The following is an 18,640-nucleotide window of genomic DNA, read 5'->3' on the forward strand; positions in this document are numbered from 1 at the left end:
CGGTGGGCGCCGGCCATGACCCAACAGTGAGTTGCCGCCGTAAGCGGCTTCCGACACCGGAAGGGGAGAGAGATGCCAAATCTCAATATCAACGGACGGAATATGTCCGTCGAGGCGGCCAATGACACGCCGCTGCTTTGGGTCATCCGCGAGCAATTGCAGATGACGGGCACCAAATTCGGTTGCGGCGCCGGTCTCTGTGGCGCCTGCACGGTTCACGTCAACGGCGAAGCGGTGCGGTCCTGCCAGACCTCGCTCGCCGACGCCGTCGGCAAGAAGATCACCACCATCGAAGGCCTCTCCGCCAAGGGCGAACATCCCTTGCAGAAGGCCTGGGTCGCCGAGCAGGTGCCGCAATGCGGCTACTGTCAGTCCGGCCAGATCATGCAGGCGGCAGCGCTGCTGTCGAAGAACACCAATCCGACGAAGGAAGAAGTGGTCGCGCATATGGACGGCAATCTCTGCCGTTGCATGACCTATTCACGAATCCAGAAGGCGATCATGCGCGCTGCGTCCGACATGCGCACCGCATCGGCCACCGGATCCGAGCGGAGGGCCACATGAACAAGCACGTGAAAAACCTCGCTCCCGAGACGACCGATCTCAGCCGCCGTTCCTTCCTGGTCGGCACCGCTGCAACCGGTCTCGTGCTCGGCTACGCCGCGTCCGGCATCGATGAGGCGCTCGCGGCACCCGCGCCCGCCAACGTCGAGCCGAGCGTCTGGTATTCGATCGCGCCCGATGGGCTCGTCACCGTGACCTGCGGCAAGGCCGACATGGGCCAGCACGTCGCCTCGACGATGGCGCAAATCGTGGCCGAAGAGCTCGGCGCGAACTGGAAGGACATGCGGGTCCAGCTCGCCTCCAACGATCCGAAGTTCAACGATCCCGTGCTGGGCGCGCAGATCACCGGCGGCAGCTGGTCGACGATGATGAACTTCGACGCCATGAGCCGCGCCGGCGCCGCCGGCCGCATCGCACTGACCGAGGCGGCGGCGGCCTCGATGGGCGTGCCGGCCAGTGAGCTGGTGGTGCGCGCGTCGACGATCAGCCATCCGAAGTCGAAGAAGTCGATGTCGTTTGCCGAGGTGGTGAAGAGCGGCAAGGCGACCAAGACCTTCACGGCGGATGATCTGAAGGCGATCAAGCTGAAGTCGGCCGACCAGTACACCATGATCGGCGTCTCGGTACCGCAGCTCGACATTCCGTTGAAGGTCAACGGCACGGCCAAGTACGGCATCGACGTGATGCTGCCGGGCATGGTCTATGGCGCGCTGGTCACCCCGCCGGTCCGCTACGGCGCCACCGTGAAGTCGGTGGACGATAGCGCGGCCAAGAAGGTGCCGGGCTTCATCAAGGCCGTCACCCTGGACGACAAGACCACAACCACGAGCGGTTGGGTCGTCGCGGTCGCCAACACCTATGCGCAGGCGAAAAAGGCGGCCGAAGCGCTGAAGATCAGCTATGACGGCGGCCCGAACGCCAAACTGTCGAGCGAATCGCTGTTCGCCGAGGCCAAGCGGCTGCAGGGGCTCAGCGATTCCGGCGAGTTCTTCGTCAAGGACGGCGATCCGAACGCAGCCTTCGGCACGGCGGCCAAGGTGTTGGAGGCGGAATACACCACCAACATCAACATCCACGCGCCGATGGAGCCGATGAACGCCACCGCGGAGTTCAAGGGCGACATCCTGCACATCTATTCCGGCAACCAGTTCGCGACGCGCTCCGGTGCGATCGCAGCCGGCGCCGCCGGGATCGATCCGAAGTTCGTGGTGATGCACCAGATGTGGCTGGGCGGCGGCTTCGGCCGGCGTCTCGACGCCGACATGATGGTGCCCGCGGTGCAGGCGGCCAAGGCCGTCGGCAAGCCGGTCAAGGTCATCTACACGCGCGAAAACGACATGACGATGGATTTCTCGCGTCCGCTGACCTACCAAAAAGTAAAGGCTGGCGTGGACGGCGACGGCAAGCTCGTCGCATTGAGCCACGACGTCGTCTCGGCCTGGCCGACCCAGCGTTGGGGCATCCCCGACTTCCTGTCGCCCTCGGTCGACAAGAAGGGACCGCTCGATGCGTTCACGGTGAACGGTTCGGACTTCTTCTACACCGTCCCCAACCACTATGTGCGGGCGATCAAGAACGAGATGGCGCACAACGCCACCCCGTCGGGTCAGCTCCGTTCGGTGGCGCCGGGCTGGACGTTCTGGGCGGTCGAAAGCATGGTCGACGAGATCGCGCATGCGACCGGCAAGGATCCGGCCCTGCTTCGGGTCGAGCTGCTCGACGGCAAGGGCAAGAACGACGGCGGCGCGCAGCGTCTCCGTAACACCTTGCTCGCGGCGATGGGTCTCGCCGGCTACGGCACCAAGAAGCTGCCCAAGGGCGAAGGCATGGGCGTTGCCTGCGTGTCGTCGCAGGAGCGCGCCACGGCGAGCTGGACCGCCTGCGTCGCCCACGTCGCGGTCGCGCCGTCGGGCGAGGTGACGGTGAAGAAGCTGACGGTTGCGACCGACGTTGGTACGCAAGTGAATCCCGACGGCATCCGGGCCCAGGTCGAGGGCGCGGCGCTGTGGGGCATGTCACTGGCGCTGTTCGAGAAGGCGACGTTGAAGGACGGCGGCATCGAGCAGACCAATTTCGACACCTACACGCCGCTTCGGATGAGCCAGCTGCCGGAAGTCGCGGTCAACGTCATCGCCAATGGCGAGAAGGCGACCGGCGTCGGCGAGCCTGCGGTGACGGTGGTGGCGCCGGCGATCGGCAACGCCGTCTTCAACGCGGTCGGCGCCCGCGTCCGCGGCCTGCCGATCACCGCGGAGGCCGTCAAGGCTGCGATGAAGGCGTAACGGCCTGAGCCAATGAAGACGCCGGAGAGCGCAGACCTCTCCGGCGTTTTTCTTCGCCCCAAGCGCCCGCCGGATGGTGGCGGCGTCGACGCCTTCGACGCTGCAAGAATTCACGATTCATTGGCGCTGCAGCTGCCCGCCATCATTTTCCGCCGGCCTGATTCTGCTGGCGGATTTGGCGGTTCCTCAAATTGTATCCATTGCGCTTAACCGCCGTTCAGCATCCCCATTAAGCCGGAGGGAACGCATCGTCAGATAGCGTCCGGTGTCGGTCGTTACCGCGACGGGGATGTCATGACTGCCTTGGCCAATAACCAGACTTCGAAGCGCCGCCTGCTGCTGGCGTCAGATCGAAGCGATCAGAGCAACGAACTCGCCAGCATCCTGCGCTCCGTGGGCGAGGTCGATACCGTTCCGACCTCGGATATTCCCGAGCATCCGGCCCGCGACCTCTCCGGCATTGTGGTCGACATCAATCTGCGCTCGCCCGAAGCCGTGCAAATGGTCCGCGCCAAGCTGCAGACCGACGCCTATCGCGAGATGCCGCGGCTGTTCGTGCTGGCGGATGCGCTGCATCACGCCTCGATGCAGGCCTGGGCGCTCGGCGCCACCGACACGATCTCGCGGCCGTTCGATGCGCGCGGCATCCTGCAGCGCATCCGCGCCGCGTTTCCCGACAACAGCGGCTATGACGAAACCGACCGCGGCAAGGCGCTCAATCGCGGCGTCGAAGCCGCGCATGGCGTCATGGTCAAGATGTTCGAGCGGATGCGCGCCGGCGAGCCGCTCAGGTTCGAGGACATCGTTGCCGCAGAAAACAAGATCCTCAAGGCGATCAAGCACAACTCGCTGCGTGAATGGCTGACCACGGTCGGCTGCCATCACCAGGAGACCTATCGCCACTGCCTGTTCGTGACCGGCTTTGCGGTGGCGTTCGCGCAGCATCTCGGTATGCGCGACGACGACCAGCGCCGGCTCGCCCGTGCCGCACTGCTGCACGATGTCGGCAAGGCCTTCGTTCCGGTCGCGCTGCTCGACAAGCCCGGCGCTTTCACGGTCGAGGAAATGGCCGAGATGCGCGAGCATCCGCGCCGCGGCTACGAGGCGCTGTCGGCGCAGGGCGGCTTCCCGCCGGAAATGCTCGACGTGATCCTGCATCATCACGAATTCCTCGACGGCACCGGCTACCCGAACGGCCTCAGCGGCAACCAGATCAGCGACATCGTCCGCGTCACCACGATCGTCGATGTCTATGCCGCTTTGGTCGAGAAGCGCGCCTACCGGCTGCAGTTCACCCACGCCAAGGCGTTCTCCATGATGGAGGAGATGGGCGGCAAGCTCGACCAGCAATTGCTGCAGGCGTTCCGCCCGGTGGCGTTCGGGCACTACTGAGCCTTTCACCGCGTCGTCATTGCGAGGAGCGATAGCGACGAAGCAATCCATGCTTCCGCTCGTGGCGCGATGGATCGCTTCGCTTCGCTCGCAATGACGGCTGACGGCGCTGGATCAGCCTCTCAACGCAAGTCGTCCTCCTTACCTCCGCCTAGATTTCGGCGATCATCGGCGCGACCGGTGCTTCGGCAGGTGAGGACGATCATGGACACGACAACGACCGGGGATCTCGATATCCCCGCCAACATCGCGGAAACCCTCGTCGATCCCGTCGCCTATGCCGACGACCGCATCCACGACAGCTACCGCTGGCTGCGCGCCAACAACCCGCTCGGCATCGCGCGGCCCGACCGCTTCGATCCGTTCTGGGTGGTGACCAAGCACGCCCATATCCAGGCGATCAGCCGGCAGAACGAGCTGTTCCACAATGCCGACCGCCCGACCACGCTGACGACGCAGGCGCTCGAGGAGCGGGTGCGCAAGATCACCGGCGGGCCCAACCTGGTGCGCTCGCTGGTGCAGATGGATGCGCCCGATCATCCGAAGTACCGCGCGCTGACGCAGGGCTGGTTCATGCCGGCCAATCTCGGCAAGTTCGAGGGCCGCGTCCGCGAGATCGCGCGCGCCACGGTGCAGCGCATGCTCGACCGCGGCGGTGCCTGCGACTTCGTCGAGGACGTCGCGCTCGGCTACCCGCTGCACGTCATCATGGAGATCCTCGGCGTGCCGGAGGCGGACGAGCCGCGCATGCTCAAGCTGACCCAGGAGCTGTTCGGCCCGCAGGATCCCGACACCGCGCGCGTCCGCGAGGCGCTGAGCGCGGAACAGGTCTCCGCGATGCTGCAGGCGATCGTCGCCGACTTCTCCGCCTACTTCCGCAAGATCACCGAGGAACGTCGCCAGAACCCGCGCGACGATCTCGCCACCGTCATTGCCAACGCGAAGATCGGCGGCGACTATATGCCGGAGCACGATCAGACCAGCTATTACATGATCGTCGCGACCGCGGGCCATGACACCACCTCATCCTCGACCGCGGGCGCGGTCTGGGCGCTGGCCAGGGACCCCGCGGAATTCGCCAAGGTGAAGGCCAATCCGGAATTGATCCCGGGCCTGGTCGACGAGGCGATCCGCTGGATGACGCCGGTCAAGCATTTCATGCGCTCGGCCACCGCGGATACCGAGCTCGGCGGCCGCAAGATCGCCAAGGGCGACTGGCTGATGCTGTGCTACGCCTCCGGCAATCGCGACGAGGACGTGTTCGAGGACCCCGATCGCTTCCGCAGCGACCGCAAGCCCAATCGCCACGTCGCGTTCGGCTATGGCGCGCATCTCTGCCTCGGCCAGTATCTGGCCAAGCTCGAGATGCGCATCCTGTTCGAGGAGCTGCTGCCGCACCTGAAATCGCTGTCGCTCGACGGCGAGGTGAAGATGACGCAGGCCTATTTTGTCAGTGGCCCGAAGAAGCTGCCGATTCGGTTCGAGGTGAACTGACGGTTATGGCTGTGGCTTCAGACAGGGAATGGCGAATCGCGAGCGCTCGTCACCTTGAAGGACTAAAGCTGCAGTTCAGGCGCTACGCACGCTGGAACAAAAGCTGGGACCACGATCATTGCGCCGCGTGTGGAGCAAAATTCGCCGAGCTCGATGGCCCCGAAATTCAGCATGAGGGCTACGCCACCCGCGAAGACTATCCCAAAGGCGCTTGCTATGAATGGATTTGCAAGGATTGCTTTGACGATTTGAAAGACTACCTGCAATGGTCCGCTGACTGCGCGTGAGCGCCGTCCTCGGTCGTCATTCCAGCATCTTCCTCAACTCCGCCTTCGCAACCTTCTCCAGCGTCGAGCGCGGCATCTCGTCGACGAAACGGATTTCCCGCGGCACCTTGAAGTCGGCGAGCGCGGAGCGGCAGGCGGTCATGACTTTGTCGTGGAGATCGGCAGGCAAGGCAGCGACGCCGGTTTGCGGGATGATGAAGACGACCGGAACCTCGTCCAGCATCGGATGCTTCTTCGCCACCACGGCGGCCTCGCGCACGCCCGGCACCACCGCGATCACCTGCTCGATCTCGGACGCCGCGACATTCTCGCCACCGACCTTGAGCATATCCTTGGAGCGATCGCCGAACTTGAGATAGCCGCGCTCCAGCATCGTGACGCGGTCGCCGGTGATGAAATAGCCGTGTTCGTCAAAGCTTTCGCGCGTCGCCTTTTCGTTGTGCAGATATTCGGCGAACAGCGACAGGCCGGGGATGCCCTTGATCAGCAGATTGCCGGTCTCGCCGACGCCGGTCGGCGCGCCATCATCGTTGGTGATGCGGATTTCGTATTCCGGCGCGGCGCGGCCGATCGACATCGGTGGGTTCGGCTGGTCGACCTCGCCGATGATGCCGTGGGTGATGGTCTCGGTCATGCCCCACCAGCCGATGATCTTGATGCCGAACAGGGCAAATGCCGGCGGCTCGTTCACGGCCGTGCCCCAGAGCCTGAACCTGTGGTTCTTCGGAACCTCGTGCTCTAGCAGCGCCTTCATGCAGAACGGGATTGTCGAGGTCCAGGTCGAGCCGTGCTCGAGCGCCACCGGCCAGAAGCGGCTCGCCGAGAAGCGCGGCTGGATCACGCAGGTCGAGCCGACCCACAGGCTCGCCAGCATCGAATAGGCCAGCGCGTTGGTGTGGAACAGCGGCAGATAGGTCTGGTGCACGTCGGTCGCGTGCAGGTCCTGGTGCGCAGCGTTGATCTTGGCGCCCCACAGTGCGTTGGCATGCGTCCATAGCACCGCCTTCGGCCGCGACGTGGTCCCCGAAGTGTATTGCACGCTGCACGGTGCCAGCGGATCGATCGGGCGCTTCGGCCGGTCAGCGCTCTCGGCGAACAGTGCGTCAAAGCTGTCGCCACGCGCGGGCGCGTGTGCCGGCGCCTGCCCCGCATCGTGCGAGGTTACTGCGATCCAGCGCAGCCCCTTGCAGTTGGCGGATAGCAGTTCGGCATAGGCCGGCTGGGTGATCGCGGCGACCGCGCCGCAATGGCCGGCAAAATAGTCGATCTCGGCCGCAGCCGAGCGGGTGTTGGTGGTGACGGCAATGGCGCCAAGCTCGACGCAGGCGAACCACGACATGATCGCCTCGACGCAGTTGTCGAGATGGATCAGGACATAGTCGCCCTGCTTGATGCCGCGCCTGGCGAGGCCCGCCGCGAGCGCGCCGACGCGCTCATCGAATTCGCCATAGCTCCAGCGCCGCGCCGGCGCATCGAACGGCGCCCAGATCAGGAACGGATGATCGCGGCGCACCTCGGCGCGCATCCTGAGCAGCCATGGCACGTCGAGCCCCGCAAACGGTCCGACGATGCCCGGCACTGGCTGTGAAGTCCTCATCTGTCCTCCCGCGCAGCCTTGCCGGCCGCCATTGATCTTGGTTGGGATCAGTTCTGCCACCGGCGTGCGTCGAGAGCAATTCGGGATTTGCAAAGTCATTTTGCGCTGATGCGACGAAGCAATTCCGTTCCGCCGCACGGAACGGATGGATCGCGCAGCTTGCCATCGGCGCGCATTCGCGCGAACAGCTGGCTCGCAATGACGAACGACAGCTAGCTTGGATCCCTCTCATACGACGAGATCTCGATCAGGCTGCCATCGGGGTCGCGGCAATAGACCGAGCGCAGCGTGCCGCGCGCGCCCTGCTTGGCGACCGGGCCTTCCTCGATCTTGACGCCATGGGCCTTCAGATGCGCGACCACCGCCTCGGGTGTGCTCGAGGTGAGGAAGCAGAGATCGTCGCTGCCGGCCGCTTCATGATCGGCGGTGAACCAGTCCATCTTGTCGGCGTCGCGCGGCCGCACATTGATCTTCTGGTTGCCGAACACCAGCGAGGTGCGCGGTGTCTTGCCCTTGCCGGGATCGAACACCTTCACCTCCATGCCGAGGATCCTGCTGTACCAGGCAACCGAGCGCACCACATCGGTGACGTTGATCACGAGATGGTCGAGCCCATTCACCTTGACGGACATGATCGATCCTCTTCGGTCCCGAGTCTTAAACAAGAATTCAACGCCTCGGGTCTGATGCAGAGCCGAGGCTTAGCCTTTCGTCTCGGGCGGTGGCGCACGTGTCGCACTGGCCGCTTCAGACATTGTTTGTTAAAACCGCGCCGCACGCAACGCAACAGAAACGGGCAGGGGTCAAACCCTGCGGATTGGGAGAGACTTCATGATTTCACGCCGCGCCGCGCTGGGCCTGATCGGGTCGGGGATTTCGACATTCGCGATCGGCCGCGCTTCGGCTGCCGACTATCCGGCGCGACCGGTGCGCTGGATCGTGGGCTATCCGCCGGGCGGCGCCACCGACATCATCGCGCGGCTGATCGGGCAGCGCCTGTCGGAGAAGCTCGGCCAGCAGTTCGTGATCGAGAACAAGCCGGGCGCCGGCAACAATATCGGCACCGAAGCTGCGATCAACGCCGAGCCGGACGGCTACACCGTGCTGCTGGTCAATCCGGCGAACTACATCAACGCCTCGCTCTACGCCAATCTGAAGTTCAATTTCGTGCGCGATGTCGCGCCGGTTGCTTCCTTCAACCGCGTGCCGAACGTGATGACCGTCAACAAGGACGTGCCGGCGAAGACCGTCGCCGAGTTCATCGAGTATGTGAAGGCCAACCCCGGCAAGGTGAACATGGCCTCTTCCGGCAACGGCACCTCGGTGCATCTCTCCGGCGAGATGTTCATGTCGATGACCGGCTGCAAGATGCAGCACGTGCCGTATCGCGGCGCCGCGCCCGCAATCACCGACATGCTCGGTGGCCAGGTGCAGGTGATCTTCGACAACATGCCTTCGATCATCCAGCACATCCGCTCCGGTTCGCTGCGCGCGCTCGGCGTGACCACGACGGAGCGCTCCTCGCAATTGCCGGACGTGCCGGCGATCGCCGAGACCGTGAAGGGCTATGAGGCAAGCGCGCTGTTCGGCATGGGCGCACCGAAGAGCACGCCGAAGGAGCTGATCGCCAAGCTCAACACCGAGATCAACGCCGTTCTCGCCGAACCCGACATGAGGAAGCGCCTGGTCGAGCTCGGCGGCGACTCGCTGATCCAGACGCCGGACGCCTTCGGCAACGACATCAAGGCCGAGACCGACAAGTGGAAGAAGGTGGTCGAGTTCGCCGGCCTCAAGGTCGAGTAGTCTCACACCGAACGCGCGGGACGAGTCCGGCAGCGAGCGCGGACTTGTCCTGCACCGCGGCTGCAAAAGTTGACCGGCCTTGATGCGGAATGAAGTGGCCTTCCGGAACCAGACCGGTTATGCCGCGCTTGATTGACTGCAGCTCTTCAGGACCGGAACGGGTGGGATGATGCGCACATCGCGATTGGCAGTGCTGATGTTGGGAGCAATGACGCTGGCCGCTATGGCCGGCATCGATCGCGCGTCCGCCGATCCCTATGATTACCCATGGTGCGCACAGGGCCCGAGCCTCGGCTATCCCGGCGAATGCGCCTATCGGACCTACGATCAGTGCCTTGCGAGCGTGTCCGGACGCTTTCTTGCTTGCGGAGAAAATCCGCGATTCCTGTTTCGCGAGCAGCTGGAGCCGGAGCAGCCTCGGCCGCACCGTCACCGGCATCGGCACCACCGGCAGTAGCCGCCGGCTGGGCGGGCGCTTCTGCTCTCCGCCTGCGATCGTCCCAACCGTCCGGCGTCGTGCCGCCCCGGCATTGACGTGATCGTGAAGCCGGGCGCTTGACGCCGCGCCGTTTGCGTCTATACTAAACCACATGGTTAAGTATCAGGACGAGACGCTGGACCGCACCTTTGCGGCGCTTTCCGATCCCACCCGCCGCGCGCTGCTGGCGCGGCTCGGCGAGCAGGAAAGCCTATCGGTGAGCGAGCTGGCGCAGCCATTCGCGATGTCGTTGCCGGCGATCATGAAGCATCTCGACGTGCTCACGGATGCCGGCCTGGTCGCGCGCGAAAAGACCGGCCGCACGGTGGCGTGCCGGCTCACCGCGAGGCCGATGGAGCAGGCGATGAACTGGCTCAATCGCTATGCGCAATTCTGGTCCGAGAATCTCGACCGCCTTGCCGCTTTTGTGGAGGAAGACCCATGGCAATTAAATCGGCAAACCAATCCGCAGCCGACGACGCCGGCCTTGCCGCGCGCCCAAGTCTCACCCTCACGCGGCGCCTCCGCGCCCGGCCGGAAAAAGTCTACGCCGCGTGGACCGAGCCGGAAAACCTAGTGCGGTGGTTCGGCCCGGGCCAGGTCAAGCCCGGCACGACGCAGGCCGAGCTCGACGTCCGTGTCGGCGGCCGCTACCGGATCAAGTTCACCGGTACCAACGGCGAATATCACGAGGTCGGCGGCATCTATCGCGAGGTGGTGCCGAACGAGAGGCTGGTGTTCAGCTGGGCCTGGCATTCGACGCCGGAGCGCGAGTCCGAAGTGACCGTGTCGATCAAGCCCGACGCCGGCGGCACGTTGCTCACTTTCCATCACGCGCAGTTCGTCGACGAGACCGCGCGCGACAACCACCAGCGCGGCTGGACCGAATTCCTCGGCAATCTCGCGCAATATGTCGACGCCTGAACCGCAAAGGAGCATCTCATGCAACAGCACAAGATCGTCTCGCGCGAAGAATGGATCGCAGCCCGCAAGGCATTGATGGCCGGCGAGAAGGAGCTCACCCAGGCCCGCGAAGCGCTGAGCCGGCAGCGCCGCGAGCTGCCGTGGGTGAAGGTCGACAAGGACTATGTGTTCGACGGACCTGACGGCAAGGTGACGCTCGGTGATCTCTTCAAGGGCAGGCCGCAGCTCGTGGTGCAGCATGTGATGTTCGCGCCGGAGTGGGACGCGGCCTGCAAGAGCTGCTCGTTCTGGGTCGACGGCTTCGACCGCATGGCCCCGCATCTCGCCGCACGCGACACCACGATGGTGGCGATCTCGCTTGCGCCGTTGGCCAAGCTCGAGGCCTTCAAGCAACGGATGGGCTGGACCTTCGACTGGGTCTCCTCGGGCGCCAATGACTTCAACTACGATTACGGTGTGTCGTTCACGCAAGGGCAGATCGATGCCGGGGACGCGAAATACAATTATGGAACGACCCCGCTCTATGGTCCCGAGCTGCCCGGCATCAGCGTGTTCTTCCGCGACGAGAACGGGAGCGTGTTCCACACCTACTCGACCTTCGCGCGCGGCCTCGACATGATGAATGCGGCCTATCACTATCTCGACCTGACGCCGCTCGGCCGCCACGAGGAGGGCTTGCCCTATCCGATGGATTGGGTGCGGCTACGTGACCAATACCAACCGGCGCCGGTTCAGGCATCCTGCTGTCACAGCTGACGAACGCTGACGCGCAGCGTTGGCGTTCGTCATCCCGGGGGCGATGCGAAGCATCGAACCACAGATGCGCAACTGCGCATCGGGGGATCTCGAGATTCCCCGGCGCGCAGTTGCGCGCCTGAGGTTCACGCTTCGCGCGCCCCGGAATGACAATAGAACCGCAGGAAACGCCCATGCCTTACGTCGATGGTTTCGTCGTCGCCGTGCCGAAGAAGAAACTCAAAGCCTACGCCCAGCTCTCGAAGATGGCCGGCAAGGTCTGGCGCGAACATGGTGCGCTGGATTATCGCGAATGGGTCGCCGACGACGTCAAGCCGGGCAAGCTGACCTCGTTTCCGCAAAGCGTGAAACTGAAGGCCGGCGAAACCGTCGTGTTTGCCTGGATCACCTACAAGTCGCGCGCTCAGCGCGACAGGATCAACGCCAAGGTGGTGGCCGATCCCCGTCTGGCGTCGTCAATGGATCCGAAGACGGCGCCATTCGACGTCAAGCGGATGATCTATGGCGGCTTTGCGAGTCTGGTGAAGGTCTGAGGCGGCACGGTTTCGCCGCAATCCGCGCAGTAACCGGCCGTTAAACATCACGCTCGGCACGCCGGGCGATGCCGCTTGCGTTTACTTGGCAATCCCGTATACTTTGCATTACAAAGTGCGGGCAAGATATGCGCGACCTCGACAAGGCGTTGGCCGATATTCTCGCGATCCGCAGCCAGATTGCGGCCGGAACCGCGTTCCGCGGCTACGGTCCGGCGACCGTCGCCGCCACCAGCGGCATCGCGCTGGTCACGGCGCTTGCGCAATATCTCTGGCTCGATGATCCGACCCATCATCCGATCGTGTTCCTCGCGGGCTGGGCCGCAGCCGCGTTGCTCTCTGCGGTCTTGATCTGGATCGAGATGCAGGCGCGCTCGCGGCGGCACCATTCGGGCCTTGCGGATGCGATGGTCCAGCAGGCGATCGAGCAGTTCGTTCCCGCTGTGATCGCCGGCGTGCTGCTCGCGATCCTGCAATGGAAATTCGCGCCCGAGACGCTGTGGATGCTCCCCGGCCTGTGGCAGGTGCTGGTCAGCCTCGGCGTGTTCGCCTCGGTCCGGCTGCTGCCGCGCACGATCGCGCTCGGCGGCGCCTGGTATTTCCTGTCGGGCTTCACGGTGCTGCTGATCGCAAGCCAGAGCCACGCACTGTCGCCCTGGACCATGGGCCTGCCATTCGCGATCGGCCAGTTGCTGCTCGCAGCACTGTTGTATTTCGCTTCCGGAGGCAATGATGCCGAAGACTGACCTGACCACCGCGCCATTCGCCTATGACGGCCTCGACCGCGTCATCCACGAGAAGGCGCGGCTCGGCCTGCTGACCTCGCTGATGGCGCATCCGAAGGGGCTCGCCTTCGCCGATCTCAAGCAGCTCTGTGGCCTGACCGACGGCAATCTCAGCCGGCATCTGCAGGTGCTGCAGGAGGCCGGACTCGTCGACGTCATCAAGGGCTATGAAGGCAATCGCCCGCACACCACCTGCCGTTTGACCAAGAGCGGCCGCCGCCGTTTCCTCGATTATCTCGCCGTGCTCGAGCAGCTTGTGCGCGACGCGGCCAGCGCCGCCGGCAAGGACGAAGGCAGGTCTGGCCGCCTTGGCATCCAGCCGATTTGATCATCCCATTTTTGTCCGGAGACTTTGTGATGCAAAGTAACGTCGCGCTCAAGCCGGAGGTAGTCGGACGGCTTCACGTCGGCATCATCATGGACGGCAACGGCCGCTGGGCGACACGGCGCGGCCTGTCGCGGCTGCGCGGACATGAGGCGGGCGTCGAGGCGATCCGCCGCATCGTCGAGGCCGCACCGGACCAGGGGGTCGGCACGCTGACGCTCTACGCGTTCTCGAGCGACAATTGGCGCCGACCGAAGGCCGAAGTCACGGCGCTGATGGGGCTGCTGCGGTTCTATCTCGCCAACGAGATCGCAGCCCTCGTGCGCAACGGCGTTCGCCTCACGGTGATCGGCCGCCGCGACCGGCTGCCCGACGGCATCGCCGCCGCGATCACGCGCGCCGAGGCCGAGACCGCCCACGGCACCACATTGCATCTGCGCATCGCGATCGACTATTCGGCGCGCGACGCCATCCTGAACGCTGCGGCGCGCGTCGCCGGCGCAGGCCCGCTCAGCCGCGAGGCCTTTGCCGATCTCATCACCGGCGAGGCCGGCCTGCGCGATGTCGACCTGATCATCCGCACCTCGGGCGAGAAGCGGCTGTCGGACTTCCTGCTCTGGGAGGGCGCCTATGCCGAGCTGCATTTCACCGAGCGGATGTGGCCCGAATTCGATGCCGACGATCTCGCCGACGCGCTCTCTTCGTTCCATCGCCGCGAACGCCGTTTCGGCGGGCTGACCGCGATTGCACCGGCGGAGGTGCCGAACCTCTAGCGCGTCAGCCGCGCCAACTGTTCTCTTCTCAAAGCCCGGCCGGGGGGTTGGGCTCTCTTCCACAAAGATGCGGGGACGAACGATCACGCCAACCAAAGCGGGAGCGATCATCCATGCGCATACTTCTCATCAACGTGCCGCATCCGGCGATCGGCAGCCGGATCCCCGACGACCATTTGCCGCCGCTCGGCCTGCTGTCGATCGGCGGTCCCCTGATCGACGACGGACATGAAGTCCGGCTGCTCGATGCCGAGTTCGGGCCGATGCCGCTTGCTGCCATCCTGGCGGAGGCATCGCGGTTTTCGCCGGATGCGGTGTTGTTCGGCCATTCCGGCTCGACCTCTGGCCATCCGGTCATCGCCGAGGTGGCGCAGGCGATCGTCGGGGCGGTGCCCGGGACGCTGATCGTCTACGGCGGCGTGTTCCCGACCTATCACTGGCGCGAAGTGCTGCGCGAGGAGCCCTACGTCACCGCGATCGTGCGCGGCGAGGGCGAGGAGACTGCGCGCCGCCTGATGCGGGCGCTGGAATATGGCGGCGATCTTGCCGGCATCGACGGCATCGCATTCCGCGACGATGATGAGCCGCGCGCCACGCGGCCCGCGCCGGTCATCCGCGATCTCGATGCCTATCGCGTCGGCTGGGAATTGATCGATCACGCGCGCTACAGCTACTGGGGCGGGCTCCGCGCCGTCGTGGTGCAGTTCTCGCGCGGCTGTCCGCACCTCTGCAACTATTGCGGCCAGCGCGGCTTCTGGACGCGATGGCGGCACCGCGATCCCGTGCGCTTTGCCAGGGAGCTGGCACGGCTCCATCGCGAACGCGGCGTCAAGGTGATCAATTTCGCCGACGAGAACCCGACCGTCTCGAAGAAGGTCTGGCGGGCTTTTCTGGAGGCCCTGATCGCGGAGAATGTCGATTTGATCCTGGTCGGCTCGACCCGCGCCGACGACATCGTCCGCGATGCCGACATCCTGCATCTCTATAAGAAGGCGGGCTGGCAGCGCTTCCTGCTCGGCATGGAGAACACCGACGAGAAGACACTGCAGCTGATCCGCAAGGGCGCGACCACCACGATCGATCGCGAGGCCATTCGCCTGATGCGCCAGCACGGCATCCTGTCGATGGCGACTTGGGTGGTCGGCTTCGAGGAGGAGACCGATCGCGATCACTGGCGCGGTTTGCGCCAGCTGTTGTCGTACGATCCTGATCAGATCCAGATGCTCTACGTCACGCCGCATCGCTGGACGCCGTATTTCCGTCTCGCGGCAGAACGGCGCGTCATCCAGACCGATCGCCGGCTCTGGGACTACAAGCATCAGGTGCTCGCGACACGGCACATGCCGCCGTGGCGCGTGCTGCTCTGGTTCAAGTTCACCGAGATGGTGCTGCAATGCCGCCCGAAGGCCTTGCTCCGCGTGCTGCTGCATCGCGACGCCGGACTTCGTCATGCGATGCGCTGGTACACGCAGATGGGGCGCCGGGTCTGGCCGCACGAGATTCTCGGCTTCCTGCGCGCCCGCAGGTTGAAGCACGGGCCGACGGTGCGGGAATTTTGGGGCGCGCCGCAGGATATGGAGGAGGAATCGATGTCGTCGCAGCGGCCCGAGCGCCGCGTCGGCACATCACGCGCAGCGTAGGTCGATACCGTCATGCCGTCTTCTGGATAACTGGCGCTGATGACTGGACGCCTGAGTCATCAGCACGATAATTTCCAGATCGGCTGCGCAGAACAAAAAGAACCGTGGCGGTCGAGGCGTCGAGTTGAGCATACAGGTTGCGATTCTAAAAATATTGGCCAGTCACGTCAGCGGCAGAGCTACGCTCGATTCACTCAAGCATGACCTCGCTATCCTTGCGTCGAGCGGTGACGATTGGCATGCGCGGATCAAGCGCTTGGCGTCGCGGGTTCCCGAACTCGACATCTTTAGCAATGGCTATGTGCTGCGTGACGTCGAAGGCTGGGAGATCACAGCGGCCGGTCGTGAGTTCCTGCGCGCGCTGGAGGCCGTCACTCAAGACAATCTGCCGCCTCAGCCATTGGCCGAGGCCGCGATCCGCGAAGAAGGCAAGCTGATCGTGATCGGTCACCGCTTCAGGAACAGAGCGCGGCCGCAGCGTAACCCGGAGCCGAGCACATCGGTGCGCCGCCGGCCGTTCCGCGAGCCGCGTTGAACCTCATAGCTCTGCGCGCGACCTAACTTCGGGACGTGGCTCTGGAGGTCGCAAATGACTGCTTTGGCTCAATCGATCGCACGCGTGTTTCCGGCCAATTCGCTTCGGAGCAATATCGCCCGGCATGTCCTGCTGTTCGGCTTTGCGGTCCTGTTCGTCGCGGTGCTCAGGGCGAGCTATGGCCTCGATCTCAGCGCGGGCTTCTTCTGATTTTTCCGGCGACACGTCATATTGGGTTAACCGGACCGGGATAGCTAAGCGAACGCTTCCTTGCATCTCGAACCCGGGTCGATCCTCCATGGACAAGCCGATGCGCTGCCGGTGCGGCAGGACGCGCACCATTGTGCTCGACAAGCATTTCCGGACCGCGCTGGTTTGCCCCAAATGCGATGAGATCGAGCTGGCCGGGCCGACCAAGCCGGAGGAAGAGGCATTGACCGAGCGATAGCGCGGTCGTTTTCGGCGCCGAAACACGCTAGGTTCCGTCTGACGAAACGGTCCAAAGCGAAACCCGATGCCGCATCCTTCCGACACTACCGCCGTAACTCCTGCTGACGTCACGCTTGCCGACGTGCGCCGTGCCGCCGACGTGATCCGGGATTCGGTCATGGTCACGGCGTGCAACGAGAGCCGCACGCTGGGCGAGATCTGCGGCTGCCGCCTGTTCCTCAAGTTCGAGAACCTGCAGTTCACCTCGACCTTCAAGGAGCGCGGTGCGCTGAACCGGCTGCAGGCGCTGACCCCCGAAGAGCGCAAGCGCGGGGTGATCGCGATGTCGGCCGGCAATCACGCCCAGGGCGTCGCCTATCACGCCAAGCGGCTCGGCATCCCCGCCACCATCGTGATGCCGGTGGGCACGCCGATGGTGAAGATCGAGAACACCAGGCGGCACGGCGCCGAGGTCATCATCACCGGGCAGACGCTGGAAGAATGCTTCGCGTTCGTCGGCGCGCATGCCGCCGAGCGCGGCCTGATCCTGGTCCATCCCTATGACGATCCGCTGATCATTGCCGGACAGGGCACGATCGGGCTCGAGATGCTCGCGGCGGTGCCGGAGCTCGATATCCTGGTGGTGCCGATCGGCGGCGGCGGGCTGATCTCAGGCATCGCCACCGCCGCGAAGGCGATCAAGCCGTCGGTGCAGGTGATCGGCGTGCAGGCCCAGCTCTATCCCTCGATGTACAATGCCGTCAAAGGCGCGCAGCTGCCGATGCGCGGCGACACGCTCGCCGAGGGCATCGCGGTCAAGGCGCCGGGGCAGATCACCACCAGGATCGTCCGCGACCTCGTCGACGACATCGTGCTGGTCAGCGAGGACCAGATCGAGCGCGCGGTCGCGACCCTGATCTCGATCGAGAAGACGGTGGTCGAGGGCGCCGGCGCCGCCGGCCTTGCGGCGGTGCTCGCGGCACCGGAGCGCTTTGCCGGCCGCAATGTCGGCCTCGTGCTCACCGGCGGCAATATCGACACCAGGCTGATCGCCTCGGTGCTGACCCGCGAGCTGGCGCGCGAGGGGCGGTTGACCCAATTGGCGCTCGATATCGTCGACCGGCCCGGCCAGCTCGCGGCGGTGTCGATCCTGCTTGCGGACGCCGGCGCCAACATCATCGAGGTCTCGCATCAGCGCACCTTCTCCGACCTGCCGGCCAAGGCAACGCTGCTCGAGCTTGTGATCGAAACCCGCGACCGCGGGCATTTGGAAGAGGTGTTGGCGAGGCTCGGCGCCGAAGGATTTGTCGTGCACGAGAGGTAATCGACGCTGTACCCACCCGCGAGTCGAAGCACGCAATCCGTCATCCTGAGGAGCGCCAACGGGTCCGCGCGAAGCGCGGCCCGATGACAGGCTCCGCGCGTCTCGAAGGATGCACGGCCACCAGCCGGGCCGTCGATCCTTCGAGACGGCCGCTTCGCGGCCTCCTCAGGATGACGGGTGGTAGGCCGGCGAGCTACGTTTAGTCTTCACCCGCCGCGAGCTCGGCGAGCTTCGCGATCGTGTTGATGTTGCGCGCGGTGCCGTTGGCGGCGGCGGGGATCTTCAGCTTCGAGCGGCCCATGCCGCTGCCATAGGCGACATAGATCTCGCGCTTGCCGAGCCGCATCTGCTCGTCCTGCTGGCCCTTGACGTCCTTCAGGGCATCCTTGGGCGGTGGCGCGTCGAGGAAGATCGCGACCGTCGTGTTCGGCAGCGCTTTCGGAAACGGATTGGACTTCAGCACCGCGGCGATCTCGTCCGCGCTCCGCACTGCGACGCCGACCGGTTTGCCGGCATAGGCGTGCAGCCGCTGCTCCAGCGCGGCCTTGACCTTAAGCGCGCCGAGCTTCGAGGAGAACACGACATTGCCGCTGGCGATATAGGTCTGCACGTCGGCAAATCCCGCATCGACGCACATCGCCTTCAACTCGGTCATCGCCAGCTTGCCGGTGCCGCCGACATTGACCGCGCGCAGCAGAGCGACATAACGCGGCATCACG

21 protein-coding genes and 1 pseudogene are annotated in these 18,640 nt (G+C 64.8%); 19 read left to right on the plus strand and 3 right to left on the minus strand.

Going from position 1 to position 18,640, the window contains the following annotated elements; translation table 11 throughout:
- Positions 1-72: 72 nt before the first annotated feature.
- The 5 genes from ACOIX3_RS01135 (at position 73) to ACOIX3_RS01155 (ending at position 6,019) form a co-directional block, all read left to right on the plus strand.
- Positions 73-564: a (2Fe-2S)-binding protein gene (locus ACOIX3_RS01135; protein WP_176534725.1), complete on the plus strand. Its 492-nt coding sequence runs from the start codon at positions 73-75 to the stop codon at positions 562-564.
- Positions 561-2,846 carry a molybdopterin cofactor-binding domain-containing protein gene (locus ACOIX3_RS01140; protein WP_420968014.1) on the plus strand — a complete coding sequence of 762 codons (2,286 nt, stop codon included), beginning with the start codon at positions 561-563 and terminating at the stop codon, positions 2,844-2,846. The genes ACOIX3_RS01135 and ACOIX3_RS01140 overlap by 4 nt, the downstream gene beginning before the upstream one ends.
- 294 nt (positions 2,847-3,140) lie before the next feature.
- On the plus strand, positions 3,141-4,238 hold the full coding sequence (locus ACOIX3_RS01145; protein ID WP_420968015.1) for an HD-GYP domain-containing protein: 1,098 nt from the start codon (positions 3,141-3,143) through the stop codon (positions 4,236-4,238).
- Positions 4,239-4,442: 204 nt separating this feature from the next.
- Positions 4,443-5,732, plus strand: a complete 1,290-nt coding sequence (locus ACOIX3_RS01150) for a cytochrome P450 (RefSeq protein WP_420968016.1) — start codon at positions 4,443-4,445, stop codon at positions 5,730-5,732.
- A 5-nt stretch (positions 5,733-5,737) separates the two neighbouring features.
- Positions 5,738-6,019: a hypothetical protein gene (locus ACOIX3_RS01155; RefSeq protein ID WP_420968017.1), complete on the plus strand. Its 282-nt coding sequence runs from the start codon at positions 5,738-5,740 to the stop codon at positions 6,017-6,019.
- 16 nt (positions 6,020-6,035) lie between these two features.
- On the opposite strand, the gene ACOIX3_RS01160 is transcribed toward ACOIX3_RS01155, so the two are convergent.
- Positions 6,036-7,616 (minus strand): AMP-binding protein, encoded by a 1,581-nt coding sequence (locus ACOIX3_RS01160; protein ID WP_420968018.1) that lies wholly within the window; start codon positions 7,614-7,616, stop codon positions 6,036-6,038.
- Positions 7,617-7,828: 212 nt separating this feature from the next.
- Positions 7,829-8,248, minus strand: coding sequence for a VOC family protein (locus tag ACOIX3_RS01165; protein ID WP_420968019.1), 420 nt, complete (start codon positions 8,246-8,248; stop codon positions 7,829-7,831).
- 199 nt (positions 8,249-8,447) lie between these two features.
- Between ACOIX3_RS01165 and ACOIX3_RS01170 the strand changes: the two genes are divergently transcribed.
- The 14 genes and pseudogenes from ACOIX3_RS01170 to ACOIX3_RS01235 all read left to right on the plus strand — a co-directional run bounded on the left by ACOIX3_RS01170 (position 8,448) and on the right by ACOIX3_RS01235 (position 17,921).
- A complete protein-coding gene (locus ACOIX3_RS01170; RefSeq protein ID WP_420968020.1) occupies positions 8,448-9,419 on the plus strand; it encodes a Bug family tripartite tricarboxylate transporter substrate binding protein in 972 nt (323 codons plus the stop codon).
- Between the two features lie 223 nt (positions 9,420-9,642).
- Positions 9,643-9,876 (plus strand): DUF3551 domain-containing protein, encoded by a 234-nt coding sequence (locus ACOIX3_RS01175; RefSeq protein WP_420971946.1) that lies wholly within the window; start codon positions 9,643-9,645, stop codon positions 9,874-9,876.
- 133 nt (positions 9,877-10,009) lie between these two features.
- The gene (locus tag ACOIX3_RS01180) at positions 10,010-10,474 is read left to right on the plus strand and encodes an ArsR/SmtB family transcription factor (protein WP_420968021.1); all 465 of its coding nucleotides are present in this window, start codon (positions 10,010-10,012) and stop codon (positions 10,472-10,474) included.
- A pseudogene (locus ACOIX3_RS01185) lies at positions 10,459-10,821 on the plus strand (SRPBCC family protein); the annotation flags it as partial. The gene ACOIX3_RS01180 and the pseudogene ACOIX3_RS01185, both read left to right, overlap by 16 nt.
- 18 nt (positions 10,822-10,839) lie before the next feature.
- The gene (locus ACOIX3_RS01190) at positions 10,840-11,577 is read left to right on the plus strand and encodes a DUF899 domain-containing protein (RefSeq protein ID WP_420968022.1); all 738 of its coding nucleotides are present in this window, start codon (positions 10,840-10,842) and stop codon (positions 11,575-11,577) included.
- A 173-nt stretch (positions 11,578-11,750) separates the two neighbouring features.
- Positions 11,751-12,110 (plus strand): DUF1428 domain-containing protein, encoded by a 360-nt coding sequence (locus tag ACOIX3_RS01195; RefSeq protein WP_420968023.1) that lies wholly within the window; start codon positions 11,751-11,753, stop codon positions 12,108-12,110.
- 128 nt (positions 12,111-12,238) lie between these two features.
- The gene (locus tag ACOIX3_RS01200) at positions 12,239-12,856 is read left to right on the plus strand and encodes a hypothetical protein (protein ID WP_173640000.1); all 618 of its coding nucleotides are present in this window, start codon (positions 12,239-12,241) and stop codon (positions 12,854-12,856) included.
- Positions 12,843-13,223: a transcriptional regulator gene (locus tag ACOIX3_RS01205; RefSeq protein WP_342725290.1), complete on the plus strand. Its 381-nt coding sequence runs from the start codon at positions 12,843-12,845 to the stop codon at positions 13,221-13,223. Before ACOIX3_RS01200 ends, ACOIX3_RS01205 begins: the two co-directional genes overlap by 14 nt.
- A gap of 29 nt (positions 13,224-13,252) precedes the next feature.
- Positions 13,253-13,993 carry a di-trans,poly-cis-decaprenylcistransferase gene (locus ACOIX3_RS01210; protein WP_420968025.1) on the plus strand — a complete coding sequence of 247 codons (741 nt, stop codon included), beginning with the start codon at positions 13,253-13,255 and terminating at the stop codon, positions 13,991-13,993.
- A gap of 113 nt (positions 13,994-14,106) precedes the next feature.
- Positions 14,107-15,633, plus strand: coding sequence for a magnesium-protoporphyrin IX monomethyl ester anaerobic oxidative cyclase (bchE, locus tag ACOIX3_RS01215; RefSeq protein WP_420968026.1), 1,527 nt, complete (start codon positions 14,107-14,109; stop codon positions 15,631-15,633).
- Between the two features lie 256 nt (positions 15,634-15,889).
- Positions 15,890-16,168: an aminoacyl-tRNA deacylase gene (locus tag ACOIX3_RS01220; protein ID WP_420968027.1), complete on the plus strand. Its 279-nt coding sequence runs from the start codon at positions 15,890-15,892 to the stop codon at positions 16,166-16,168.
- 54 nt (positions 16,169-16,222) lie between these two features.
- Entirely contained in the window at positions 16,223-16,378 is a 156-nt protein-coding gene (locus ACOIX3_RS01225) for a response regulator (RefSeq protein ID WP_420968028.1), read from the plus strand.
- Between the two features lie 88 nt (positions 16,379-16,466).
- A complete protein-coding gene (locus ACOIX3_RS01230; RefSeq protein ID WP_420968030.1) occupies positions 16,467-16,616 on the plus strand; it encodes a hypothetical protein in 150 nt (49 codons plus the stop codon).
- Between the two features lie 66 nt (positions 16,617-16,682).
- Positions 16,683-17,921 carry a threonine ammonia-lyase gene (locus ACOIX3_RS01235; RefSeq protein ID WP_420968031.1) on the plus strand — a complete coding sequence of 413 codons (1,239 nt, stop codon included), beginning with the start codon at positions 16,683-16,685 and terminating at the stop codon, positions 17,919-17,921.
- A gap of 199 nt (positions 17,922-18,120) precedes the next feature.
- On the opposite strand, the gene ACOIX3_RS01240 is transcribed toward ACOIX3_RS01235, so the two are convergent.
- Positions 18,121-18,636 (minus strand): DUF1697 domain-containing protein, encoded by a 516-nt coding sequence (locus ACOIX3_RS01240; protein ID WP_420968032.1) that lies wholly within the window; start codon positions 18,634-18,636, stop codon positions 18,121-18,123.
- Positions 18,637-18,640 lie beyond the last annotated feature (4 nt).

This window comes from Bradyrhizobium sp. B120 (assembly GCF_049075665.1).
Lineage (GTDB): Bacteria > Pseudomonadota > Alphaproteobacteria > Rhizobiales > Xanthobacteraceae > Bradyrhizobium.

Bases quoted from the DNA above. Each gene is read 5' to 3' on its own strand.
- ACOIX3_RS01155 (WP_420968017.1), top strand. From the start codon at position 5,738: ATGGCTGTGGCTTCAGACAGGGAATGGCGAATCGCGAGCGCTCGTCAC.
- ACOIX3_RS01225 (WP_420968028.1), top strand. From the start codon at position 16,223: ATGACTGCTTTGGCTCAATCGATCGCACGCGTGTTTCCGGCCAATTCG.
- ACOIX3_RS01230 (WP_420968030.1), top strand. From the start codon at position 16,467: ATGGACAAGCCGATGCGCTGCCGGTGCGGCAGGACGCGCACCATTGTG.
- ACOIX3_RS01140 (WP_420968014.1), top strand. From the start codon at position 561: ATGAACAAGCACGTGAAAAACCTCGCTCCCGAGACGACCGATCTCAGC.
- ACOIX3_RS01170 (WP_420968020.1), top strand. From the start codon at position 8,448: ATGATTTCACGCCGCGCCGCGCTGGGCCTGATCGGGTCGGGGATTTCG.
- ACOIX3_RS01210 (WP_420968025.1), top strand. From the start codon at position 13,253: ATGCAAAGTAACGTCGCGCTCAAGCCGGAGGTAGTCGGACGGCTTCAC.
- ACOIX3_RS01150 (WP_420968016.1), top strand. From the start codon at position 4,443: ATGGACACGACAACGACCGGGGATCTCGATATCCCCGCCAACATCGCG.
- ACOIX3_RS01235 (WP_420968031.1), top strand. From the start codon at position 16,683: ATGCCGCATCCTTCCGACACTACCGCCGTAACTCCTGCTGACGTCACG.
- ACOIX3_RS01205 (WP_342725290.1), top strand. From the start codon at position 12,843: ATGCCGAAGACTGACCTGACCACCGCGCCATTCGCCTATGACGGCCTC.
- ACOIX3_RS01175 (WP_420971946.1), top strand. From the start codon at position 9,643: ATGGCCGGCATCGATCGCGCGTCCGCCGATCCCTATGATTACCCATGG.
- ACOIX3_RS01145 (WP_420968015.1), top strand. From the start codon at position 3,141: ATGACTGCCTTGGCCAATAACCAGACTTCGAAGCGCCGCCTGCTGCTG.
- ACOIX3_RS01195 (WP_420968023.1), top strand. From the start codon at position 11,751: ATGCCTTACGTCGATGGTTTCGTCGTCGCCGTGCCGAAGAAGAAACTC.
- ACOIX3_RS01165 (WP_420968019.1), bottom strand. From the start codon at position 8,248: ATGTCCGTCAAGGTGAATGGGCTCGACCATCTCGTGATCAACGTCACC.
- ACOIX3_RS01135 (WP_176534725.1), top strand. From the start codon at position 73: ATGCCAAATCTCAATATCAACGGACGGAATATGTCCGTCGAGGCGGCC.
- ACOIX3_RS01190 (WP_420968022.1), top strand. From the start codon at position 10,840: ATGCAACAGCACAAGATCGTCTCGCGCGAAGAATGGATCGCAGCCCGC.
- ACOIX3_RS01240 (WP_420968032.1), bottom strand. From the start codon at position 18,636: ATGCCGCGTTATGTCGCTCTGCTGCGCGCGGTCAATGTCGGCGGCACC.
- ACOIX3_RS01160 (WP_420968018.1), bottom strand. From the start codon at position 7,616: ATGAGGACTTCACAGCCAGTGCCGGGCATCGTCGGACCGTTTGCGGGG.
- ACOIX3_RS01180 (WP_420968021.1), top strand. From the start codon at position 10,010: ATGGTTAAGTATCAGGACGAGACGCTGGACCGCACCTTTGCGGCGCTT.
- bchE (WP_420968026.1), top strand. From the start codon at position 14,107: ATGCGCATACTTCTCATCAACGTGCCGCATCCGGCGATCGGCAGCCGG.
- ACOIX3_RS01200 (WP_173640000.1), top strand. From the start codon at position 12,239: ATGCGCGACCTCGACAAGGCGTTGGCCGATATTCTCGCGATCCGCAGC.